Annotated in this window: 18 protein-coding genes; 12 read left to right on the forward strand and 6 right to left on the reverse strand. The window is 71.9% G+C overall.

All coding sequences use genetic code 11. The features are described from left to right. Positions 1 to 6: 6 nt before the first annotated feature. Positions 7 to 1,665 (forward strand): HtaA domain-containing protein, encoded by a 1,659-nt coding sequence (locus tag ACFC0B_RS36755; RefSeq protein ID WP_376096424.1) that lies wholly within the window; start codon positions 7 to 9, stop codon positions 1,663 to 1,665. 57 nt (positions 1,666 to 1,722) lie between these two features. On the opposite strand, the gene ACFC0B_RS36760 is transcribed toward ACFC0B_RS36755, so the two are convergent. Both ACFC0B_RS36760 and ACFC0B_RS36765 read right to left on the reverse strand, forming a co-directional pair. After that, complete coding sequence (locus ACFC0B_RS36760) at positions 1,723 to 1,914, reverse strand: DUF397 domain-containing protein (RefSeq protein ID WP_376096427.1); 192 nt, start codon at positions 1,912 to 1,914, stop codon at positions 1,723 to 1,725. Between the two features lie 11 nt (positions 1,915 to 1,925). Continuing rightward, entirely contained in the window at positions 1,926 to 2,786 is an 861-nt protein-coding gene (locus ACFC0B_RS36765) for a helix-turn-helix domain-containing protein (protein ID WP_376096430.1), read from the reverse strand. Between the two features lie 292 nt (positions 2,787 to 3,078). Here ACFC0B_RS36765 and ACFC0B_RS36770 point away from each other — a divergent pair, with 292 nt between their 5' ends. From ACFC0B_RS36770 to ACFC0B_RS36785, 4 genes are all read left to right on the forward strand, one after another. After that, positions 3,079 to 3,444, forward strand: a complete 366-nt coding sequence (locus tag ACFC0B_RS36770) for an ATP-binding protein (RefSeq protein ID WP_376096433.1) — start codon at positions 3,079 to 3,081, stop codon at positions 3,442 to 3,444. Continuing rightward, positions 3,441 to 3,671 carry a hypothetical protein gene (locus ACFC0B_RS36775; protein WP_376096436.1) on the forward strand — a complete coding sequence of 77 codons (231 nt, stop codon included), beginning with the start codon at positions 3,441 to 3,443 and terminating at the stop codon, positions 3,669 to 3,671. The genes ACFC0B_RS36770 and ACFC0B_RS36775 overlap by 4 nt, the downstream gene beginning before the upstream one ends. Beyond that, positions 3,671 to 3,907 carry a hypothetical protein gene (locus ACFC0B_RS36780; RefSeq protein WP_376096439.1) on the forward strand — a complete coding sequence of 79 codons (237 nt, stop codon included), beginning with the start codon at positions 3,671 to 3,673 and terminating at the stop codon, positions 3,905 to 3,907. The genes ACFC0B_RS36775 and ACFC0B_RS36780 overlap by 1 nt, the downstream gene beginning before the upstream one ends. 109 nt (positions 3,908 to 4,016) lie before the next feature. After that, positions 4,017 to 4,664 (forward strand): GNAT family N-acetyltransferase, encoded by a 648-nt coding sequence (locus ACFC0B_RS36785; RefSeq protein WP_376096442.1) that lies wholly within the window; start codon positions 4,017 to 4,019, stop codon positions 4,662 to 4,664. A 54-nt stretch (positions 4,665 to 4,718) separates the two neighbouring features. On the opposite strand, the gene ACFC0B_RS36790 is transcribed toward ACFC0B_RS36785, so the two are convergent. Both ACFC0B_RS36790 and ACFC0B_RS36795 read right to left on the reverse strand, forming a co-directional pair. Beyond that, positions 4,719 to 5,393 (reverse strand): heme oxygenase (biliverdin-producing), encoded by a 675-nt coding sequence (locus tag ACFC0B_RS36790; protein ID WP_376096445.1) that lies wholly within the window; start codon positions 5,391 to 5,393, stop codon positions 4,719 to 4,721. Positions 5,394 to 5,612: 219 nt separating this feature from the next. Then, the gene (locus ACFC0B_RS36795) at positions 5,613 to 6,104 is read right to left on the reverse strand and encodes an inorganic diphosphatase (protein ID WP_344344657.1); all 492 of its coding nucleotides are present in this window, start codon (positions 6,102 to 6,104) and stop codon (positions 5,613 to 5,615) included. Positions 6,105 to 6,247: 143 nt separating this feature from the next. Here ACFC0B_RS36795 and dacB point away from each other — a divergent pair, with 143 nt between their 5' ends. The 6 genes from dacB to folE all read left to right on the forward strand — a co-directional run bounded on the left by dacB (position 6,248) and on the right by folE (position 14,792). Next, a complete protein-coding gene (gene dacB, locus ACFC0B_RS36800) occupies positions 6,248 to 7,846 on the forward strand; it encodes a D-alanyl-D-alanine carboxypeptidase/D-alanyl-D-alanine-endopeptidase (protein WP_376096448.1) in 1,599 nt (532 codons plus the stop codon). 753 nt (positions 7,847 to 8,599) lie between these two features. Next, on the forward strand, positions 8,600 to 9,784 hold the full coding sequence (locus ACFC0B_RS36805) for a zinc-dependent metalloprotease (RefSeq protein ID WP_376096451.1): 1,185 nt from the start codon (positions 8,600 to 8,602) through the stop codon (positions 9,782 to 9,784). Positions 9,785 to 10,028: 244 nt separating this feature from the next. Beyond that, on the forward strand, positions 10,029 to 11,168 hold the full coding sequence (gene tilS, locus ACFC0B_RS36810) for a tRNA lysidine(34) synthetase TilS (protein WP_376096454.1): 1,140 nt from the start codon (positions 10,029 to 10,031) through the stop codon (positions 11,166 to 11,168). 71 nt (positions 11,169 to 11,239) lie between these two features. Next, positions 11,240 to 11,794: a hypoxanthine phosphoribosyltransferase gene (hpt, locus tag ACFC0B_RS36815; RefSeq protein WP_049654051.1), complete on the forward strand. Its 555-nt coding sequence runs from the start codon at positions 11,240 to 11,242 to the stop codon at positions 11,792 to 11,794. A 225-nt stretch (positions 11,795 to 12,019) separates the two neighbouring features. Further along, entirely contained in the window at positions 12,020 to 14,074 is a 2,055-nt protein-coding gene (gene ftsH / locus ACFC0B_RS36820; protein WP_376096457.1) for an ATP-dependent zinc metalloprotease FtsH, read from the forward strand. Between the two features lie 112 nt (positions 14,075 to 14,186). After that, positions 14,187 to 14,792 (forward strand): GTP cyclohydrolase I FolE, encoded by a 606-nt coding sequence (gene folE, locus ACFC0B_RS36825; RefSeq protein ID WP_376096460.1) that lies wholly within the window; start codon positions 14,187 to 14,189, stop codon positions 14,790 to 14,792. 41 nt (positions 14,793 to 14,833) lie between these two features. On the opposite strand, the gene ACFC0B_RS36830 is transcribed toward folE, so the two are convergent. Beyond that, positions 14,834 to 15,640 carry a ferritin-like domain-containing protein gene (locus ACFC0B_RS36830; RefSeq protein ID WP_376096463.1) on the reverse strand — a complete coding sequence of 269 codons (807 nt, stop codon included), beginning with the start codon at positions 15,638 to 15,640 and terminating at the stop codon, positions 14,834 to 14,836. Positions 15,641 to 15,768: 128 nt separating this feature from the next. Continuing rightward, on the reverse strand, positions 15,769 to 16,923 hold the full coding sequence (locus tag ACFC0B_RS36835) for an alpha/beta hydrolase (protein WP_376096466.1): 1,155 nt from the start codon (positions 16,921 to 16,923) through the stop codon (positions 15,769 to 15,771). Between the two features lie 376 nt (positions 16,924 to 17,299). Between ACFC0B_RS36835 and ACFC0B_RS36840 the strand changes: the two genes are divergently transcribed. Then, positions 17,300 to 19,138 (forward strand): phosphatidylglycerol lysyltransferase domain-containing protein, encoded by a 1,839-nt coding sequence (locus ACFC0B_RS36840; protein ID WP_376096469.1) that lies wholly within the window; start codon positions 17,300 to 17,302, stop codon positions 19,136 to 19,138. Positions 19,139 to 19,203: the final 65 nt, after the last annotated feature.

A 19,203-nucleotide genomic window follows, 5' to 3' on the forward strand; every position in this document is an offset into this window, starting at 1 on the left:
TCCCCCATGTCCCGCAACCGCACCCGGATGGCCGCCCTGGCCGCCGTCACCGCCGGCCTCGGTCTGACCGCCTTCGGCGCCCCGGCCCTGGCCTTCGGTGCCGGCGCGCCGAGCAGCGTCACCTACGACACCGGCGCGCTGGACTGGGGCGTGAAGGCCAGCTTCCGCACCTACATCGAGAGCCCGGCCTCCCAGGGCGGAGCGATCGAGCTCACCGACGGCGCGACCCGCAACGCCGACGGCACCTTCCACTTCGGCCTGGCGAGCGCCAAGTACGACCTCACCACCCACACGCTCAGCTCCTCCTTCACCGGCGGCGTGCACTTCACGGCCCACCACGGGGCGCTGGACGTGGCGCTCAGCGATCTGAAGATCACCACTGCGGGAACGGCCGGCACGCTCACCGCCGACACCGCCTCCAAGGAGTCGATGGGTGCGACGGAGGTGACCAAGCGGGACGACGTGCCGCTGGTGACCTTCACCGTGGGCCGGGACACCACGACGGGCGTGCCGACGGCGGCGAAGCTGACGGAGGAGGGCGCCAAGGCGTTCGCGGGCTTCTACCAGGCCGGGGCGGACATGGACCCGCTGGCGCTGCTGCTCAAGCAGAGCCCGGCCACCCCGTCGCCGACCGCCACGCCGTCCACCACGGCCACGGCCACGGCCACGGCCTCGCCGTCGGCCACGGCCACGCCGTCCGCGACGCAGTCCCCGTCCGCGACCGCCTCGCCCACGGCGACCGCCACGCCTTCCGCGACGCAGTCCCCGTCGGCCACCTCCTCGCCGTCCGCGACCTCGTCCCCGACCGCCAGCGCCACCGCGACCACCACGCCGTCTGCGACCGGCAGCCCGTCCACCGCGCCGAGCGGCAACGGTGAACTCGCCGTCGTCAACGGCACCCTGGACTGGTCGGTCAAGGAGAGCTTCCGCAAGTACCTGCAGAGCCCGGTGGCCAACGGCAAGGTCGAGTTCGGCGGCGGCGCGGCCGACTACCGCTTCGGCGGCGCCAACGGCAGCTACAACACCAAGAGCCACGCCCTGTCGGCGGGCTTCGCCGGCTCGGTGCGCTTCCTCGGCCACCCGGCCGAGGGCGGCGGCTACCAGCTGGACACCACCTTCTCCAAGCTGGGCCTGAGCATCGACAAGGACGGCGCGTTCCTGACGGCCGACGTCAACGCCAAGTCCCTGGACGGGAAGACGACCACGCTGTCCGCCGCCCGGATCGCCAAGCTGGACGTGTCGAAGGCGAGCCTCGCCCCGGTCAACGGCGTGGTGACGCTGAACGCCGTCCCGGCCACCCTGACCGCCGAGGGCGTCCCGGCCTTCGCCAACTACAAGGCGGGCGAGGCCCTCGACCCGGTCACCGTCTCGCTGGCCTTCGACAAGAACGCCCAGCTGCCCACCACCCGGCCGAGCACCGGTGGTTCGGCGGGCGGAACCACCACCGGCACGGCCGGAGGCACCGGTTCGGCCGGGGGCGCCGGTTCGGTCGGCGGCGCCTCCCTGACCACCACCGGCGGCGCTGCGGTCGGCGGCTCCGGCATGCTGGCCTCCACCGGCTCCTCCACCCCGGTGGCCCCGCTTCTCGCTACGGCCGGCGGCCTGCTCCTCCTCGGCGGCGGCGCCACCGCCCTGGCCCGCCACCGCAAGTCCACCACCGCCTGATCAAGAACGCCGGAGTGGGAAGTCGGACCGGCCGACTTCCCACTCCGGCTTTTTGGGCTATGCGCCGCAGTCGAGTTCGCCGGCCTTGATGGCGCCGAGGAGTCCGGTGAAGGCGGTCGCGGTGGTGCGGAGGACGACGTGGCCGTCGTCGGACTCCCGGAGTTCGATCAGACCGGCTCCCGTGCGGATCTCGACACAGTTGGAATCATCTCCGCTGAAGCTGGATTTCTGCCAGTCGATCCGTGACATGTGCGCCTTCCTTAGAGGGTGTAGCGGAGGTGTTGAACCAGTCCCCAGGAGTCGGGTTCGACACGAGATCGTAGAGGGCGGGATGCATCCAGCGCGGGGAGCGCAAGGGACTTGAGCCGCTCGAACTTTGAGTGGTAAGCCGTGATGTCCGCCGGCTCGCTCAAGTAGGAAGTGCCGCTGGGATGCTCCGTCAGCACTGTGTCCAGATCCCGGTGCGGACCGTGCAGGATCATGAACGGCGTTCCTGTGGAGACGTAGTCGGTGCAGCGGAAGGGGAGGATCTGGATGGTGACGTGAGGGAGTTCGCTGACCTCGACCAGATGGTCCAGCTGATCCCTCATTGCGTCCCGGCCGCCGAATCGGGTGCGTAGAGCGGCCTCGTGGATCACTGCATGAAAGGGAACAGCTCCGGTTCCCTCCAGTGCCCGCTGGCGACCTTGGCGGAACGCCACCTTCTTCTGGTCGCTGCTGAGTATGACCTCGCTGTAGCTGGGAACCTGAAGCAGCCCAGGAATCAACAAGGTCTCGTAGTTGGAAAGCAACGTAGCGGTCGACTCGGACTCGGCCAGATCGAGGGCCGGTTGGTTGACGAAGCCCTTGAAGGCACTCCACCAGCCCTTCCCGTTGCTGAGCCCCATCTGATGGAGAGCGCTCACATAGGTCTCATCCGTGAGACCGAAAGCTTCCAGCAGGATCGCCAGCCGGTCCGGATCCAGCCCCGTTCGCCCGGCTTCGATGTGGCTGAGCTGCGGGCCGCCCATGCCGACGAGCGCGCCGGCATCTTTGACCGCCAACCCGGCGCCCTCGCGCAGGCGCCTCAGTTCAGCGCCGAAGCGCCGCTGCCTCTCACTGATGTGGGTCCTGAGTGCCAAGGGATTCCCTTCCGTGTCCGAGCAGTCTCCCGCCGTAAGGGCTCGGGATGCCACTCGTGCGGGTGAGGCCCCTCGCCTTGCGGGTCAATCTCCCCGGATTGTGTTGCACGCGTGGAACCTAATGACTTACCGTCAGTGTTGCCTCGATCACTTAGCGGATCGTCAGTGGCGCTTGTTCCCAGGGCAGTAGGCGCATGCTGCCCTTTCGCGCCGGGAGCGGCCAGGTCCGGGCCGGCCTCGTCCGCGGCGACGTTCCCTCTGCTCCCCCCTCCCACTCCCATGGAGGTCTGTCATGCGTGCCCTCAACCCGCCGGACTGCTCCATCGCCCGCACCGAACTCCGTGCCATCCTCCGGTCCGCCGGCTGGCCGCCCGACGTCATCGCCGACGCCGAACTCGCCTTCCACGAGCTCTACATCAATGCCTGGCAGCACGCGGGCTCCCCGTCCCCGGCGGTCCTGGTCTCCCTCCAGCCCGCCGTGCTCCGCGTCGCCGTCTGCGACGGGTGCCCCGACCTGCCGGAGTCCAGCGCGAGCGCCGATCCCTACGCCGTCTCCGGACGAGGACTTGACCTCGTGCGCGCCCTCACCGACCGCTTCGGTGTCGACCCCGTGAAGTCCGGCAAGGTCACCTGGTTCGAGCTGGACGCCGCCGCGTGAAGATGCCCCTCGAACCCCACGACACCTACCTGCGCACCTACACCGAGCCGGAGGTCACCGCGCTCCTGCGCGAACTCCACGACCGTGGCAAGCCCTTCGGCGTCCAGTGGGGCTCCGCCCGCGTCAACGGCGCCACCGTTGACGGCCGTCTCCTCGTCGACTTCGGGGACACCTCCGTCGCCACCCTCCTCAACCTCCTCGAACTCCTCCGTGAAGCGAGCCGGTGATGACCACCCTCTGCATCGGCGCCCTCGCCGTCCTCCTCGCCCTCGCCCTCGCCACCGTGATCACCGGAGTCCTCACCACCCTCAAGATCGGCCCGCCCCCGCCGCCCATCACCCGCCACGGCCGCTGGGAACTCCGCACCTCCCCCGAAGGCACCCCCGAATACACCTGGATCGCCCGCCAGGCCCGCCACTTCAGCCCCGAAACCAACCCCGACAACCGCCGCGCGCGCCGGTGACAACGACCCCGGAGCAGGAAGTCGGAGCAGCCGACTTCCTGCTCCACGCCGCTTCGTGCCGGCGATATCCAGTGGTCCCGGGCGCGATGGATCGGGAGAATCGCCCTGCATGAGCCTGATGACGCACTGGCCGCTCGCCGGACTGCGGCTGACCACCCCGCGCCTGGAACTGCGGCTGCCGAACCCCGACGAGCTGTCCGCGTTGGCCTCGCTGGCGGCCGAGGGTGTGCACGACCCGGCCGTGCAGCCCTTCACCGTCGCCTGGACGGACGTCGAGCCCGAGCAGCGGGCCCGGAGCGTCCTGCAGTACCACTGGCGCTGCTGGGGGGTGTGGCAGCCGGAGGACTGGGAGTTGAACCTCGTGGTGCTGCGGGACGGCGTCGTCGTCGGCACCCAGGGCATCAGCGCGCGGGACTTCGCGATCCGTCGCGAAGTGCACACCGGGTCGTGGCTCGGCCGGAGCCACCACGGGCAGGGCCTGGGGACCGAGATGCGCGCCGCCGTCCTCCACCTGGCCTTCGCCGGACTCGGTGCGCGGCACGCCGTCTCCGGCGCCTACGCGGACAACGCGGCTTCGCTGGGGGTGTCGGGCAAGCTGGGGTACCGCGAGGACGGCATCGAGCACCACGTCGTCCGCGGGAAGTCCGTCGTCCTGCGCAGGCTCCGCCTCACCGCCGACCGGTGGCGGGAGGGCGAGCGGGTCGCGGTGAAGACCGAGGGGCTGGGGGAGTGCCTTCCCTGGTTCGGCCTGGGCTGATACGCAAGGAGCAGGAAGTCGGCCGGGCCGACTTCCTGCTCCCGTTCAGCTGCTTCAGGCGCTCAGCGGGTACCGGGTGTCCAGGTCGCGGAAGAGGGCGCCGTTCAGCTGGAAGGCGCGCTTGCACTCCTCGACCACCCGGCGGCGCTCGACCTCGTCCAGGGCCAGGCCGGCGGCGTCCAGCTTGGCGCGGTAGTCGCGCTTGAAGGCGGCCGGGTTGTCCACGCCCTCGAAGACGTAGAACCGCACGCCGTCGCCCTTGCGCTCGAAGCCCCAGGTCTTCTCGGCGATGCCGCGGATGATCTGGCCACCCGACAGGTCTCCCAGGTAGCGGGTGTAGTGATGGGCGACGTAGCCCGCCGGCCACTGCTCCGCGAGCTCCTCCAGCCGGGTGACGTACGCGGCGGTGGCGGGCAGCGGCGCGAGCCCCTCGCGCCAGTCCGGGCCGCGCAGGTGGGCGAGGTCGCGCTCGATGGCCTCGGTCCGCAGCACCGCGGGGTCGATGAACGGCCCGGCCACCGGGTGCTCCGACAGCTCGGCGGCCCGCTCCTCCAGGGCGCGGTAGACGAACCAGAGCTGGCCGGTGAGGTCGGCGTAGGCCTCGACGCCGAGGTGCCCGCCGAGCAGCCTGCTCATGAAGGACGACTGTTCCGCGGCCTCGTGCTCGGCACTGCTGGCGGTGCGCAGCACGGTGGAGAACGGGACGACGGGCTGCTCGGGTATGGGCATGCGGGCCTCCAGAGATCGAGTACACCCCCGATTGCTTTGGTTAGCCTAACCTAATCTCCCGTCATGCCGACAGGGTGTCGGGAAGAATCGCGCGCCCCCGGGAACGGCGAAGGCCGGGGTCCGCGGAAAACTCCGCGAACCCCGGCCTCCGACTGCCTCGACCTACCTCGAAGCGCCCCGGCGGACGGACCGCCGGACGGACGAGACGGGTACGACGGCTCAGTGACCGCCCTGCTCCGCCAGACGCTTGATCGACGCGGTGACCTCGGCCTCGGCCTCGGTGCGGCCGACCCAGTTGGCACCCTCGACGGACTTGCCGGGCTCCAGGTCCTTGTAGACCTCGAAGAAGTGCTGGATCTCCAGGCGGTCGAACTCCGACACGTGGTGGATGTCCTGCAGGTGCTCCCAGCGCGGGTCCGTCGCCGGGACGCAGAGCAGCTTGTCGTCGCCGCCGGCCTCGTCCGTCATCTTGAACATGCCGATGACGCGGCACTTGATCAGGCAACCGGGGAAGGTCGGCTCGTCCAGGATGACCAGGGCGTCCAGCGGGTCACCGTCGTCCGCCAGGGTGCCCTCGACGTAGCCGTAGTCGGCCGGGTAGCGGGTCGAGGTGAAGAGCATCCGGTCGAGCCGCAGACGGCCGGTCTCGTGGTCGACCTCGTACTTGTTACGAGAGCCCTTCGGGATTTCGATAAGGACGTCGAACTCCAACGGTTCCTCCAAGGTAGGGACTGACAGAATCCAAGTGTCTCCTACGGGAGTGAGTGCTCAGGAAAGGGGCCGGGTCGGTGCGTGCAGGGGCTGGGTCGGGAGACCGACGCGGGGGGACGGCCGCCGGGCTGTTCGGGGCGGCGTTGCTGGTCGCCGGAACGGTGCTCGGTGCGGGCGGTGCGTACGCGCAGCCGTCCCCGACGCCGACCGGATCGGCCTCGCCGGGCGGCCGGACCGCCGGGAACGCCCACGGGGACGAGGACGAGGGCAACGGCCGGCGGGACGACGGCAAGGGTGACAAGGGGGACCGGAACGGCAACCGGCCGGGGCACCGGACCGGCGAGTCGCCCCACCCGACCGCGAGCGCCACCGGCACCACGCCCGCCGCCACCGGCACGGCGGGCCCCACCGGCACCGCCGCCAACCCGCCCGCCGCCAAGTCCACCGGGGCTGCCCAGCCGGCTCCCGCCGGGACGGTGCTGGCCGCCGCCGGGGCGGGGCCGGACACCGGCCTGCCCACCGCCCAGGGCCTCCAGCAGGCGCTCGCCGCCGTGCTCGCCGACAAGAACCTCGGCACCGTCGGCCTCGCCGTCGCGGACGCCGCCGACGGCCAACTCCTCTACGGGAACGGTGAGAACACCGCCGCCACCCCGGCGTCCACCACCAAGCTGGCCACCTCGATCGCGGCCCTGTCGCTGATCCCCGGCGACACCCGGCTGACCACCAGGGTCGTCAAGAACGCGGCCACCGGCGGGATCACCCTCGTGGGTGGCGGCGACCCGACGCTGACCGGGCTGCCCGCCGACCAGGTGCAGATCGGCGGCGTCCCCGCCGACCCGGACACCGCCCCCGCCTCGCTGGACGCGCTGGCCCGGCAGACCGCCGCCGCGCTGAAGACCGCGGGAACCACCACCGTCGCGCTCGACTACGACGTCTCCCTCTACACCGGTGCCCCGCTGCACAAGAACCACGACAACGAGAACATCGCCGCGGTGACGCCGCTGATGGTCGACGAGGGCAAGGTCGACCCGAAGAGCCGCGACGACGCGCCGGCCCGGGTCGGCGATCCGGCGTCGGCGGCCGCCGAGGCCTTCGCCAACCTGCTCAAGGCCCAGGGCATCACCGTCCAGGGCAAGCCGAAGCAGGCCACCGCACCGGCCGCCGCCGACGCGCCGGTGCTCGGCCGGGTCGAGTCGCCGACCGTGGCCCGGCTGGTCGAGCGGCTGCTGACCACCTCCAACAACACCCTGGCCGAGGCGATCGCCCGGCAGGCCGCGATCGCCGCCCACCAGCCGGCCAGCTTCGAGGGCGCCGCCACCGCCGTCACCCAGGAACTCGCCCGGCTCGGCGTGCCGACGGCCGGCGTGGTGATCAACGACGGCAGCGGCCTGCACACCGGCAACGCGATCCCGCCGGTCGTCCTGGTGAAGCTGCTCGCGCTGGCCGCCTCCGCGCAGCACCCCGCGCTGCGTCCGGTGCTGACCGGCCTGCCGATCGCCGGATTCACCGGCACCCTCGGCAAGCGCTTCGGCTCCGCCTCGGGCGCCGCCGACGCGGCCGGGCTGGTCCGCGCCAAGACCGGCAGCCTGAGCGGCGTCAACACCCTGGCCGGCACCGTCGTGGACGCCGACGGCCGTCTGCTCTCCTTCGCCCTGATGACCCGCACCACCGCCCCCGCCGACACCGCCCGCACCGCGATGGACCGCGTAGTGGCCCGCCTGGCCGCCTGCGGCTGCCACTGACCCCTGCAGTCGGCCCACCACACCCGAGCGAGGGTGGCCGGGAGATCCCGGCCCCTGGCCTTCGGCCTTCGGCTGAGAAGCTTCGCCCTGCGGTGCAGTTGCCCAGCGAGAAACTCCCTGGCCGGCCCGCCCTCCGGGCGGGGGGCGGGAGTCCAAGGCGGCTCGCCCAGGCCCGGATTCGCACAGCGCGGCCGGCGGGTCGGGCGTGGGCGCCGGGTGAGGTGTGCGGAGGATGGCGTGACTCCATTGCGGCTCTCGGGTGTGTGGTCGCCGGCGGCCTCGGTGCGGTGGTGCGTGCAGGAGGCGGGGGCTTTGCCGCGGTGCTCCGGGGGAGAGGCGGCTCGGTGTGTGCGGCGGGTGGGGCGGCCCGTTGCGCTGTGGTTCGGGGTGGCGCCTTGGTGGCGGCGGAACTCTCAGGAGACGGGGCGACTCCTTTCCACGGCTTGCGTGGCCGGTAGCGAGGCCCGGGTGGGGACGTTTCGCGTGGGAAGTGCGGCAACTTCGCTGCGGCCTCGCGACGGGGTGCCTCGGGGTGGGCGCTTCGCGTGCGGTGTCCCGCTGAGGCCGGGTCGGCCCGGGTGGGGACGTTCCGCGTCGGAAGTGCGGCAACTCCGCTGCGGCCTCGCGACGGGGCGCCTCGGGGCGGGCGCTTCGGGCGCCGGGGCGGGTGCGGCGTTGCCGGGCGGCCATTGACCGGCCATTGACCGGCCGTTCCGGCTCCCCCAGGCGGGCGGGAGCACGTACGGTGAGGGCATGACGAGCGCGAGCGGCGGTGCCGACATGGTCGACTGGAATCTCGCGGTCGCGACCGCGACCAGGTTGGTGCGGCCGGGGCCGGAGGTGAGCCGGGCCGAGGCGGCCGCGGTGGTCGCCGAACTGCGCCGGCACGCTCTGGCGGCCGAGGAGCACGTCCGGGGGTTCACCGGCATGCGCTCCAGCAGCCTGGCCGAGGCGGCCGCGACCCCGGTGCTGATCGTGGACCGGCCCGGCTGGGTGCGGGCCAACGTGGCGGGCTTCCGCACCATCGTGCAGCCGCTGGTGGAGAAGCTGCAGGCGCGCCGGACGAACGGGTCGGCCTCCGCGGTGTTCGGCACGGTGGGGGAGAAGGCCACCGGCATCGAGGTCGGCGCGCTGCTGGCGTTCCTGGCCACCAAGGTGCTCGGCCAGTACGAGACCTTCGCCCCGGGGGAGCCCTCGCTGGAGGCGCCGGACAGCCCGGCCGCGCTGTTCGACAAGCCCCGGCTCGGCCCCGAGGGCCCCGGCCCCGGGCGGCTGTTGCTGGTGGCGCCCAACATCGTGCACGTGGAGCGGGAGTTGGACGTCGACCCGGCCGACTTCCGGCTCTGGGTCTGTCTGCACGAGGAGACCCACCGCACCCAGTTCACCGCGGTGCCCTGGCTGCGCGACCACATCCAGTCCGAGGTGCAGTCCTTCCTGGCCGAGACGGACGTCGACCCGGGCGCGCTGCTGGAGCGGCTGCGCGACGCCGCCGGCTCGCTGGGCGCCGGACTGCCGGGCCTGGGCGGCGGCCGGGGCGACAGCGCGGCGTCGTCGGCCGGCCTGCTGGAGATCGTCCAGTCGCCCGCCCAGCGGGAGATCCTCGGCCGGCTGACCGCCGTGATGTCCCTGCTGGAGGGGCACGCGGACGTGGTGATGGACGGTGTGGGCCCGGCCGTGGTGCCGAGCGTCGCCGAGATCCGCGAGAAGTTCCAGCAGCGCCGGGACCGCGGCGCCAACCGGCTGGACCTGGTGCTGCGCCGGCTGCTCGGCATGGACGCCAAGCTCCGCCAGTACCAGGACGGCGCGGTCTTCGTCCGGGGCGTGGTCGAGCAGGTCGGCATGGAGGGCTTCAACCGGGTCTGGACGTCCCCGAACACCCTGCCGACGAAGGAGGAGATCCACGACCCCGCCGCCTGGGTGGCCCGCGTCGCGCGGTGAGAGCGGGGAGGAGTGCGCTCAAACCCGTTCGTACGGGTGGTCCAGCCGTGCACATGGCGGGTGAAGATACGTTTCTTCATTCACCCGAACGTGGGACGGTGGTCGTACCGGTGGCGCGGGTGGCGTAGCGGGTGCCTCCTTTCTGCCACCATCTGTGAGCGCCCGGTAACAGGGCGCACACGGATGCGCGGTCCCCCGCCGCGCCCACCGCCGTCCTGTCCCCCCTCCGCGAGGAGTCGTCGCCGTGGGCCCTCACCCCGCCGTCGCCGCGATACGCCTGGCCGTTCGCCGCACCCTCACCGACCTCGCCGCCGAGGCCGGTTCCACCTTCACCGCGCCCGTCCGGGAGCCGCGCGAGCGCACCGGCGGCGTGCCGCTGGCCGCCGCCGCGCTGCCCGCCGCCGTCGGCACCACGCTGATCGGCAACGCCCACCGCCACCCGTCCGGGCTGCCCCGCACCCCCGCCGCGCCCGGCTCCCCGCTGGTCCTGGTCGCCGTCAGCGGCGGCGCGGACTCCATGGCGCTCGCCATCGCGGCCGCCTTCGAGGCCCCCAAGATCGGCCTGCGGGTCGGCGCCGTCACCGTCGACCACGGCCTCCAGACGGGCTCCGCCGACCGCGCCGCCCAGGTCGCCGGCCGGCTGCGCGAGCTGGGCCTGGACCCGGTCGAGGCGGTCGCCGTCCGGGTCGGCCGGGACGGCGGGCCCGAGGCCGCCGCCCGGGACGCCCGCTACGCCGCGCTGGACGAGGCCGCCGAGCGGCACGGTGCGGTCGCCGTCCTGCTCGGCCACACCCGTGACGACCAGGCCGAGACCGTCCTGCTGGGCCTGGCCCGAGGTTCGGGCTCGCGCTCGCTGGCCGGCATGCCGGCCCAGAAGGGCCGCTACCGCCGGCCGCTGCTGGAGCTGGACCGGGCCGCCACCCGGCAGGCCTGCTCCGCCCAGGCGATCCCGGTCTGGGACGACCCGCACAACTGCGACCCGGCCTACACCCGCTCCCGGGTCCGCCACGAGGTGCTGCCGGTGCTGGAGAAGCACCTGGGCGGCGGCGTGGTCGAGGCGCTGGCCCGCACCGCCCGGCTCTTCCGCGACGACGCCGACGCGCTCGACCAGTGGGCCGCGCTGGCCGAGCGCGACATCCGCACGGGCGAGGGCGCCCTGGACGCCGTCAAGCTGGCCGAACTGCCCCCCGCCGTGCGCCGCCGGGTGCTGCGCCGGGCGGCGCTGCGGGCGGGCTGTCCGGCCGGCGACCTGTTCGCCCGGCACCTGGAAACGATCGACCTGCTGGTCACCGGATGGCGCGGCCAGGGGCCGCTGCACCTACCCGGGGGCGTCGAAGCGACCCGGCGGTGTGGCACGCTGGTCTTTCGGCGACAGGGCGACTGACGGGCGCGCATGCCCCGGGGGAGCCGGCCGCCGGCCATCCAGACCCCGACACGTTTGAGGACGTATCCCCGGTGGACCAGAACGACATGGGCGCTGACCTCGCGAAGGTGCTCATCAGCAAGGACGAGATCGACGCCAAGCTCCTGGAGCTGGCCGAGCGCATCGACCGGGACTACGCAGGCAAGGACCTGCTGATCGTCGGCGTCCTCAAGGGGGCCGTGATGGTCATGGCGGACCTCGCCCGCACCCTGCACTCGCAGGTCACCATGGACTGGATGGCCGTCTCCTCGTACGGGATGGGCACGAAGTCGTCCGGCGTCGTGCGGATCCTGAAGGACCTCGACACCGACATCGCCGGCCGCGACGTGCTGATCGTCGAGGACATCATCGACTCCGGCCTGACCCTGTCCTGGCTGCTCGGCAACCTGGGCTCGCGCGGCCCGGCCTCCCTGGAGGTCTGCGCCCTGCTGCGCAAGCCGGACGCCGCCAAGGTCGAGATCGACGTCAAGTACGTCGGCTTCGACATCCCCAACGAGTTCGTCGTCGGCTACGGCCTCGACTACGCGGAGAAGCTGCGCAACCTGCCCTTCATCGGCACCCTCGCCCCGCACGTCTACGGCGGCTGAGACCCGTTCGGACGACGGACGGGAACAGCAGCCTGTTCCCGCCCGTTGGATCCGGGGGACCATAGAAGAACGCCGTATCGCCGTGCTCCCGCCCTAGGGCGGTCGTACTGCGGTACGGTCCAATGAACCGCTCTTCACATGAGCAGTGACCGAATGCGCCGGCGGCCCACAGCCACGCGGCGCCGTTGAGTGGCAGGAGGGACGGGGCGGCAACGCCCCGCATGGATGGACGTCAAGCGATACTTCCGTGCGCCGATCATGTGGATCGTGCTGGCCGTCCTCGCCGTCATCGTGCTGATGCAGGTCGTTTCGGACTCGAACGGCTACAAGACGGTGGACACCGGTCAGGTCGTCGCAGCGATCGACGCGAAGCAGGTCAAGTCGGCGCAGATCACCACAGGTGATTCGAACACCATCAAGATCCAGCTGAAGGACGGCGCCAAGCTGCCCGCCGTGAGCAGCGGCAAGGCGCAGTCCGGCAGCAAGTTCCAGGCCTCGTACATCGGCGACCAGGGCGTCGCGATCGCCGACAAGCTGCAGGCCCAGATCAACGACAACGACCAGAGCACGCTCTCCGAGGGCTACACCGTCAGCCCGGAGAAGCAGAGCACCCTCGTCAGCCTGCTGCTGTCGATGCTGCCCATTGTGATCATCGTGCTGGTCTTCCTGTTCCTGATGAACCAGATGCAGGGCGGCGGCTCGCGCGTCATGCAGTTCGGCAAGTCCAAGGCGAAGCTGCTCACCAAGGACACCCCGAAGACCACCTTCGCCGACGTCGCCGGTGCCGACGAGGCGGTCGAGGAGCTCCACGAGATCAAGGAGTTCCTGCAGGAGCCGGCCAAGTTCCAGGCCGTCGGCGCCAAGATCCCCAAGGGCGTGCTGCTCTACGGCCCGCCCGGTACCGGCAAGACCCTGCTGGCGCGCGCCGTCGCGGGCGAGGCCGGCGTGCCGTTCTACTCGATCTCGGGTTCGGACTTCGTCGAGATGTTCGTCGGTGTCGGCGCCAGCCGCGTCCGCGACCTCTTCGAGCAGGCCAAGGCGAACGCCCCGGCGATCGTCTTCGTCGACGAGATCGACGCGGTCGGCCGGCACCGCGGCGCGGGCCTCGGCGGCGGCCACGACGAGCGCGAGCAGACCCTCAACCAGCTGCTGGTCGAGATGGACGGCTTCGACGTCAAGGGCGGCGTCATCCTGATCGCGGCCACCAACCGCCCGGACATCCTGGACCCGGCGCTGCTGCGCCCGGGCCGCTTCGACCGGCAGATCGCGGTCGAGCGCCCCGACCTCCAGGGCCGTCTGGACATCCTCAAGGTGCACCAGAAGGGCAAGCCGATCGCGCCCGACGTCGACCTCTCGGCCGTCGCCAAGCGCACCCCCGGCTTCACCGGTGCCGATCTGTCGAACGTCCTGAACGAGGCGGCGCTGCTGACCGCCCGCTCGGACAAGAAGCTGATCGACAACAACATCCTGGACGAGGCGATCGACCGCGTCGTGGCGGGTCCGCAGAAGCGCACGCGGATCATGTCCGACAAGGAGAAGAAGATCACCGCGTACCACGAGGGCGGTCACGCCCTGGTGGCGGCGGCCTGCCAGTACAGCGACCCGGTGCACAAGATCACCATCCTGTCCCGCGGCCGGGCCCTCGGCTACACCATGGTGCTGCCGGAGGAGGACAAGTACTCCACCACCCGCAACGAGATGCTCGACCAGCTGGCGTACATGCTGGGCGGGCGCGCGGCGGAGGAGCTGGTCTTCCACGACCCGACCACCGGTGCCTCGAACGACATCGAGAAGGCCACCGCCACCGCGCGGGCCATGGTCACCCAGTACGGCATGACCGAGCGGCTGGGCGCGATCAAGTTCGGCAACGACAACTCGGAGCCGTTCCTGGGCCGTGAGATGGGTCACCAGCGCGACTACTCGGAGGAGGTCGCCGGGCTGGTCGACGAGGAGGTCAAGAAGCTCATCGAGTCCGCGCACAACGAGGCCTGGGAGATCCTGGTCGAGAACCGCGACGTGCTCGACAACCTGGTTCTGGAGCTCCTGGAGAAGGAGACCCTCAACAAGGAGCAGATCGCCGAGATCTTCGCCCCGATCGTCAAGCGCCCGGCCCGTCCGGCGTGGACCGGCTCCGCCCGCCGGACGCCGTCCACCCGCCCGCCGGTGCAGTCGCCCAAGGAGCTGGCGCTCACCAACGGCGCCACCGCCACCGCCGAGGCCGCCCCGGCCGACGTGGTGAAGCTCCCGCCGCTGCCGGTCGAACCGCCGACCGAGGACTGACGGGAGCTCCGGCACCCGACGGAATGGATGCCGCGCCACCGGGGTTTGTACCCTGGAGGCGCGGCATCCGTGCTGTTCAACCCTTGTTCGTCAACCAGTTAGCGAGGCCCGCATGATCGACCCGGTGACGCTCGACGGTTCGCCCGCCGTCGGCACCTTCGACCAGAAGCGCGCCGAGAACGCGATCCGCGAGCTGCTGCTGGCCGTCGGGGAGGACCCGGACCGCGAGGGCCTGCTGGAGACCCCGGCCCGGGTGGCGCGGGCCTACAAGGAGATATTCGCGGGCCTCTGGCAGGAGCCCGAGGACGTCCTGACCACCACCTTCGACCTCGGCCACGACGAGATGGTGCTGGTCAAGGACATCGAGCTGACCTCCGTCTGCGAGCACCACCTGGTGCCGTTCCGGGGCGTCGCGCACGTCGGGTACATCCCGTCCACCAGCGGCAAGATCACCGGCCTGTCCAAGCTGGCCCGGCTGGTCGACGTCTACGCCCGCCGGCCGCAGGTGCAGGAGCGGCTCACCAGCCAGGTCGCCGACGCGCTGATGCGGATCCTGGAGCCGCGCGGGGCGATCGTCGTGGTCGAGTGCGAGCACATGTGCATGTCGATGCGCGGCATCCGCAAGCCCGGTGCCAAGACCATCACCTCCTGCGTGCGCGGGCAGCTGCGCGACCCGGCCACCCGGGCCGAGGCGATGAGCCTCATCATCGGGCGCTGACCGGGTCGCGGCCCCCGCCGGGCCGGGCGGGCGCGGGCCGATCAGATCGGCTCGCGCTCGTGTTCGTGCTCGGGCTCGGTGTGCGGCGGCGCCGGGGTGCCCAGCGCGTTGCGGCGCGCGGGCATCCGCAGCCGCACCATCCGCCGCCAGCCGTACAGCAGGTCGTACAGGTAGAGCGCGTGCACCCCGGCCGCGACCACGGCCAGCTGCCAGCGCGGCCACCCGAGGATCCTCGCCATCCGGGACGTCACCGCGAGGCCGACGTCCCGGTGGGTGCGGATCTCGCCGCGGGCGCTGGTCTCCAGCACGTGCCGGATGTACGGCCCGTGGCCCTCGGAGGTCAGCCGCAGCAGTTCCTCGTGGCAGTAGGCGAGGTGGTTGTCCTCGTCCGCCGAGATCATCCGCATCGCCCGGCCGAGGTCGGGATTGCCCCCGTAGACCTTGACGAGCCGGCGCATCTGCTCGGCCGCGCGCTGCTCGGTGACCCGGCTGTGCGCCAGGTAGGTGATGATCTCGCGGTCGGTCAGCGGGACGGCGGTGGTGAGCCGCTCGTGGGCGAGGCCGACGCCCTGGCGCTCCAGCAGCATGCAGTAGTCGGCCTCGGCGGGCACGCCGACCTTCGGCAGGCCGCGTTTGTGGAGCAGCTGGGTGAAGATCCGGCCGTGCTTGCGCTCGTCGGCGCCGTGCCGGGCGATCTTCGGGGCGAGCACCGGGTCGCGGGTGAGCTCGGTGATCCGCTCGTTCTCCCACCCGCCCTGGTCCTCGCCGCCGGCGGCGATGCTGCAGAACAGCTGGTAGGCCTCGTCGTTCCGGTAGATCTCGTCGAAGAGCGATCGGGTGCTGAGCATGGGGCCTCCTGCCCGGATCCGGGGCGGCCCCGGCCGTCGTTCGGCCGGAGCGGTCGAGATACGTCCCCCGCGGCGGCGGGCCCTGTGCCCGACCGGCCGGTATTCACCCTCCTGGGGGCGCTCGGGGGTCAGCCGAGGTGGTGGCCCATCCACTCCAGCGAGGCGGGCAGCTCGCGCACCCAGCTCTCGAAGTTGTGGCCGCCGTCGTCCAGGTACATCGACTCCGCCCGGAACTGCGGATTGGCGGCGGCGACCTGCTGGGCCAGCTCGACGAACTGGACGGTCTGCGGGTAGTCGCCCTCCTTGCGGGTGGAGACCACCAGCATCGACAGGGCGGGGGCGGGCAGGTTCTGCAGCCGCCAGGTGAGGTCGCTCTGCTCGGCCGGCGCGCGGTCCCCGCCGAACAGGCTGCCGCCGGTGAACTGGTCCTCGTTGACCTTGAAGTCGGCGTGCAGCCCGCCCGCGCTGCCGAAGACGGTCGGGAAGCGCATCGCCAGCCGCAGCGCGCAGCTGCCGCCGGTCGAGTAGCCGAAGACGCCCCAGGAGGCGGGGGAGCGGCCGATCCGGTAGGCGGAGTGCAGCGCCTCGGGGACGTCCTTGGTGAACCAGGTCTCGGTGCGCGGCCCGCCTGCGACGTCCACGCACTCGGTGTTGCGCGGCGGGGTGAGGGTCGGGCGGGCCAGCACCACGATGGCCGGCTGCATCTTCCCGGTGCGCTGGAGTTCCGCGGCGGTCTGGATGACCGGCAGGTCCTTCATCAGGTTGAGGGTGGTGCCGGGGTAGCCGGCGATGGCCAGCAGCACCGGGAAGCGGGTCAGGCCGAGCTTCGGGTCGAAGTACTCCGGCGGCAGGTAGACGAACATCTGGTCGGACAGTCCGGTCTCCTTGCCGGTGATCCGGACCGACTCGACCTTTCCGACCTCCTCGGGTGCCCCTTTGGGAAGGTCCCCGACGGTCTCCATGCCCCCCTCGGCGGTCGGCTCCAGCAGGGTGTCGTCGGCCGGGGCGCCGCCCCGGTGGTTCTCGCTGCTGGTGAGGGCGAGTTTGGTGCCGCCGGGGCTGAGCAGGTCGTCCCATGAGGTGTAGAACCCGAACGAGTTGTTGACGCTGAGCGCCAGCACCGCGAGCACCGAGGCCTGAGTCACCGTCAGCAGCCCCACCCGGCCGAGCACCGGCAGTGGCCGCTGCCGCGCCAGCCTGGGCCAGACCCAGAGGGTGGTGGCGAGCGCCGCCGCACCCAGGGCGAGCAGCGAGTTCATCAGTGCGTCGCTGGTCAGTTCCATACCGTCGGCCTTCCGGTGGGACACTGTCGGTGCAGGCTTCATCGTCTGGCGGTCCGTCAGCCCGGGCCAGCGCGGCTAGGCTGTCCGGGCGCCGGGAGAGCCCGGGAGGCCGACTGCGCTCGTGCGCAACCGACGCCCTAAAATGCGGCGTCCACCGTACGTAGGACGCAAGCGGGGGGCCGTCGCGCCACGCGGTGAGGGGCTCCGGCACCCGCCCCTCGGCTCAGTTCGCAGTGCTCCAAGGGTGCCGGTTTACCCTTCTTTTCCGGTTCCTTGGTGTGCGTATTGCTCGATGAAGGAAAAGGAATGAAGGTCCATCACGGCTCCCACCCCGGAGTGACCGGAGACCCCGCCACAGCCTCTACGCTGAACCCCCATGAGCGTTCCCGTGTCCGTTGAGCCGAGCCCCGAGCAGCCGCCGCGCCGCCGCGGCCTGCAGTCGCTGCGTACCCAGGCGGCCGCCGTTCCGAGGGCCTGGCTCCCCGGCGCGGTCGGCTACGCCTGTCTGCTGATCGGGCTGGTGGACATCGCGAGCGCGGTGTTCCCCAAGCTCCGGCACACCAAGGTGCACACCTTCGCCGGGCAGCTGCCCGGCGGCACCACCACGCTGGCCGCCGCCGGCACCCTGATGATCGGCCTGCTGCTGGTGCTGCTCGCGCACGCGCTGCGCCGGCGCAAGCGGCGCGCCTGGCGCGCGGTGTGCGTGCTGCTGCCGGTCGGCGCGGCGCTGCACCTGCTGCGCTGGCACCAGCTCGGTCCGGCCGTCGTCTCGCTGGTGCTGTTCGCGGTCATGCTGGTGCACCGGCGCGAGTTCTACGCCAAGGCGGACCCGCGCACCCGCTGGCGCGCCGTGGTCAACCTGGTCGTGCTGGGAGCCTTCAGCGTCCTGCTCGGCCTGCTGATCGTCAGCACCCGGACCAAGTACGAGCTGGGCCACCCCGGGCTGTACCAGCGGCTGGAGCACGTGGTCTACGGGCTCTTCGGCTTCGAGGGCCCGGTGCACTACAACGCGGACCGGATCGAGGACCTGGTCGGCTACCTGCTCGGCGGGATGGGCCTGATCACCGCCTTCACCACCACCTACCTGGCGCTGCGGCCGGAGAAGCCCAAGCCGGAGCTGACCGCCGAGGACGAGGAGAAGGTCCGGGCGCTGCTGGACCGGCACGGCGAGCGGGACTCGCTCGGCTACTTCGCGCTGCGCCGGGACAAGAGCGTGCTGTTCTCGCCCACCGGCAAGGCGGCGATCTCCTACCGGGTGGTCTCCGGCGTGATGCTCGCCTCCGGTGACCCGGTCGGCGACGTCGAGGCCTGGCCCGGCGCGATCAAGGTGTTCATGGCCGAGGCCCGCGAGCACGCCTGGGTGCCGGCCGTGATGGGCTGCAGCGAGGTCGGCGGCGAGGTCTGGACCCGCGAGGCGGGGCTGGACGCGCTGGAGCTGGGCGACGAGGCGATCGTCGACACCGCGACCTTCTCGCTGGCCGGCCGGGCCATGCGCAACGTCCGCCAGATGGTCAAGCGGATCGAGCGCAACGGCTACTCCTGCCAGGTCCGCCGGGTGGCCGAGCTGACCCTGGAGGAGAAGCAGCGGATCGCCGACGCCGCGGCCCGCTGGCGCGGCACCGACACCGAGCGCGGCTTCTCGATGGCGCTCGGCCGGTTCGGCGACCCGGGCGACGACGACTGCGTGGTGGTCACCGCCCACAAGGCGCCCGAGGAGGGCGAGGGCGGCGACGACCTCAAGGCCGTGCTGCACTTCGTGCCCTGGGGCCGGGACGGCATCTCGCTGGAGCTGATGCGCCGCGACCGGGCGGCCGACCCGGGCCTGAACGAGCTGCTGATCGTCGCCGCGCTGCAGGCCGTCCCGGCGATGGGGGTGCGCCGGGTGTCGCTGAACTTCGCGATGTTCCGCTCCGCGCTGGCCCGCGGTGAGCGGATCGGCGCCGGGCCGGTGCTGCGCGCCTGGCGCGGACTGCTGGTGTTCCTGTCGCGCTGGTTCCAGATCGAGTCGCTGTACAAGTTCAACGCGAAGTTCCAGCCGGAGTGGGAGCCCCGGTTCCTGGTCTTCCCGAACAACCGCGACCTGCCCCGGATCGGCTTCGCGGCGATGCAGGCGGAGGCCTTCATCACCCTGGGCATGCCCCGCTTCGGCCGCAGGCCGCAGCGCCAGGGGCTGCTGCCGGGCGACGCCCGGCCGGCGGTCACCGAGGCCGCCTGACCCCCGCCACCGCGCGGCCGGCCCCCGTCGAGGACGCTCCTCGGCGGGGGCCGGCCGCGTTCCGC

This window comes from Kitasatospora sp. NPDC056184 (genome assembly GCF_042268405.1).
Taxonomy (GTDB): domain Bacteria; phylum Actinomycetota; class Actinomycetes; order Streptomycetales; family Streptomycetaceae; genus Kitasatospora.

Bases quoted from the DNA above. Each gene is read 5' to 3' on its own strand.
- ACFC0B_RS36785 (WP_376096442.1), top strand. From the start codon at position 4,017: ATGAGCCTGATGACGCACTGGCCGCTCGCCGGACTGCGGCTGACCACC.
- ACFC0B_RS36770 (WP_376096433.1), top strand. From the start codon at position 3,079: ATGCGTGCCCTCAACCCGCCGGACTGCTCCATCGCCCGCACCGAACTC.
- ACFC0B_RS36790 (WP_376096445.1), bottom strand. From the start codon at position 5,393: ATGCCCATACCCGAGCAGCCCGTCGTCCCGTTCTCCACCGTGCTGCGC.
- ACFC0B_RS36780 (WP_376096439.1), top strand. From the start codon at position 3,671: ATGACCACCCTCTGCATCGGCGCCCTCGCCGTCCTCCTCGCCCTCGCC.
- ACFC0B_RS36840 (WP_376096469.1), top strand. From the start codon at position 17,300: ATGAGCGTTCCCGTGTCCGTTGAGCCGAGCCCCGAGCAGCCGCCGCGC.
- ACFC0B_RS36805 (WP_376096451.1), top strand. From the start codon at position 8,600: ATGACGAGCGCGAGCGGCGGTGCCGACATGGTCGACTGGAATCTCGCG.
- folE (WP_376096460.1), top strand. From the start codon at position 14,187: ATGATCGACCCGGTGACGCTCGACGGTTCGCCCGCCGTCGGCACCTTC.
- ACFC0B_RS36835 (WP_376096466.1), bottom strand. From the start codon at position 16,923: ATGGAACTGACCAGCGACGCACTGATGAACTCGCTGCTCGCCCTGGGT.
- ACFC0B_RS36755 (WP_376096424.1), top strand. From the start codon at position 7: ATGTCCCGCAACCGCACCCGGATGGCCGCCCTGGCCGCCGTCACCGCC.
- ftsH (WP_376096457.1), top strand. From the start codon at position 12,020: ATGGACGTCAAGCGATACTTCCGTGCGCCGATCATGTGGATCGTGCTG.
- ACFC0B_RS36830 (WP_376096463.1), bottom strand. From the start codon at position 15,640: ATGCTCAGCACCCGATCGCTCTTCGACGAGATCTACCGGAACGACGAG.
- ACFC0B_RS36760 (WP_376096427.1), bottom strand. From the start codon at position 1,914: ATGTCACGGATCGACTGGCAGAAATCCAGCTTCAGCGGAGATGATTCC.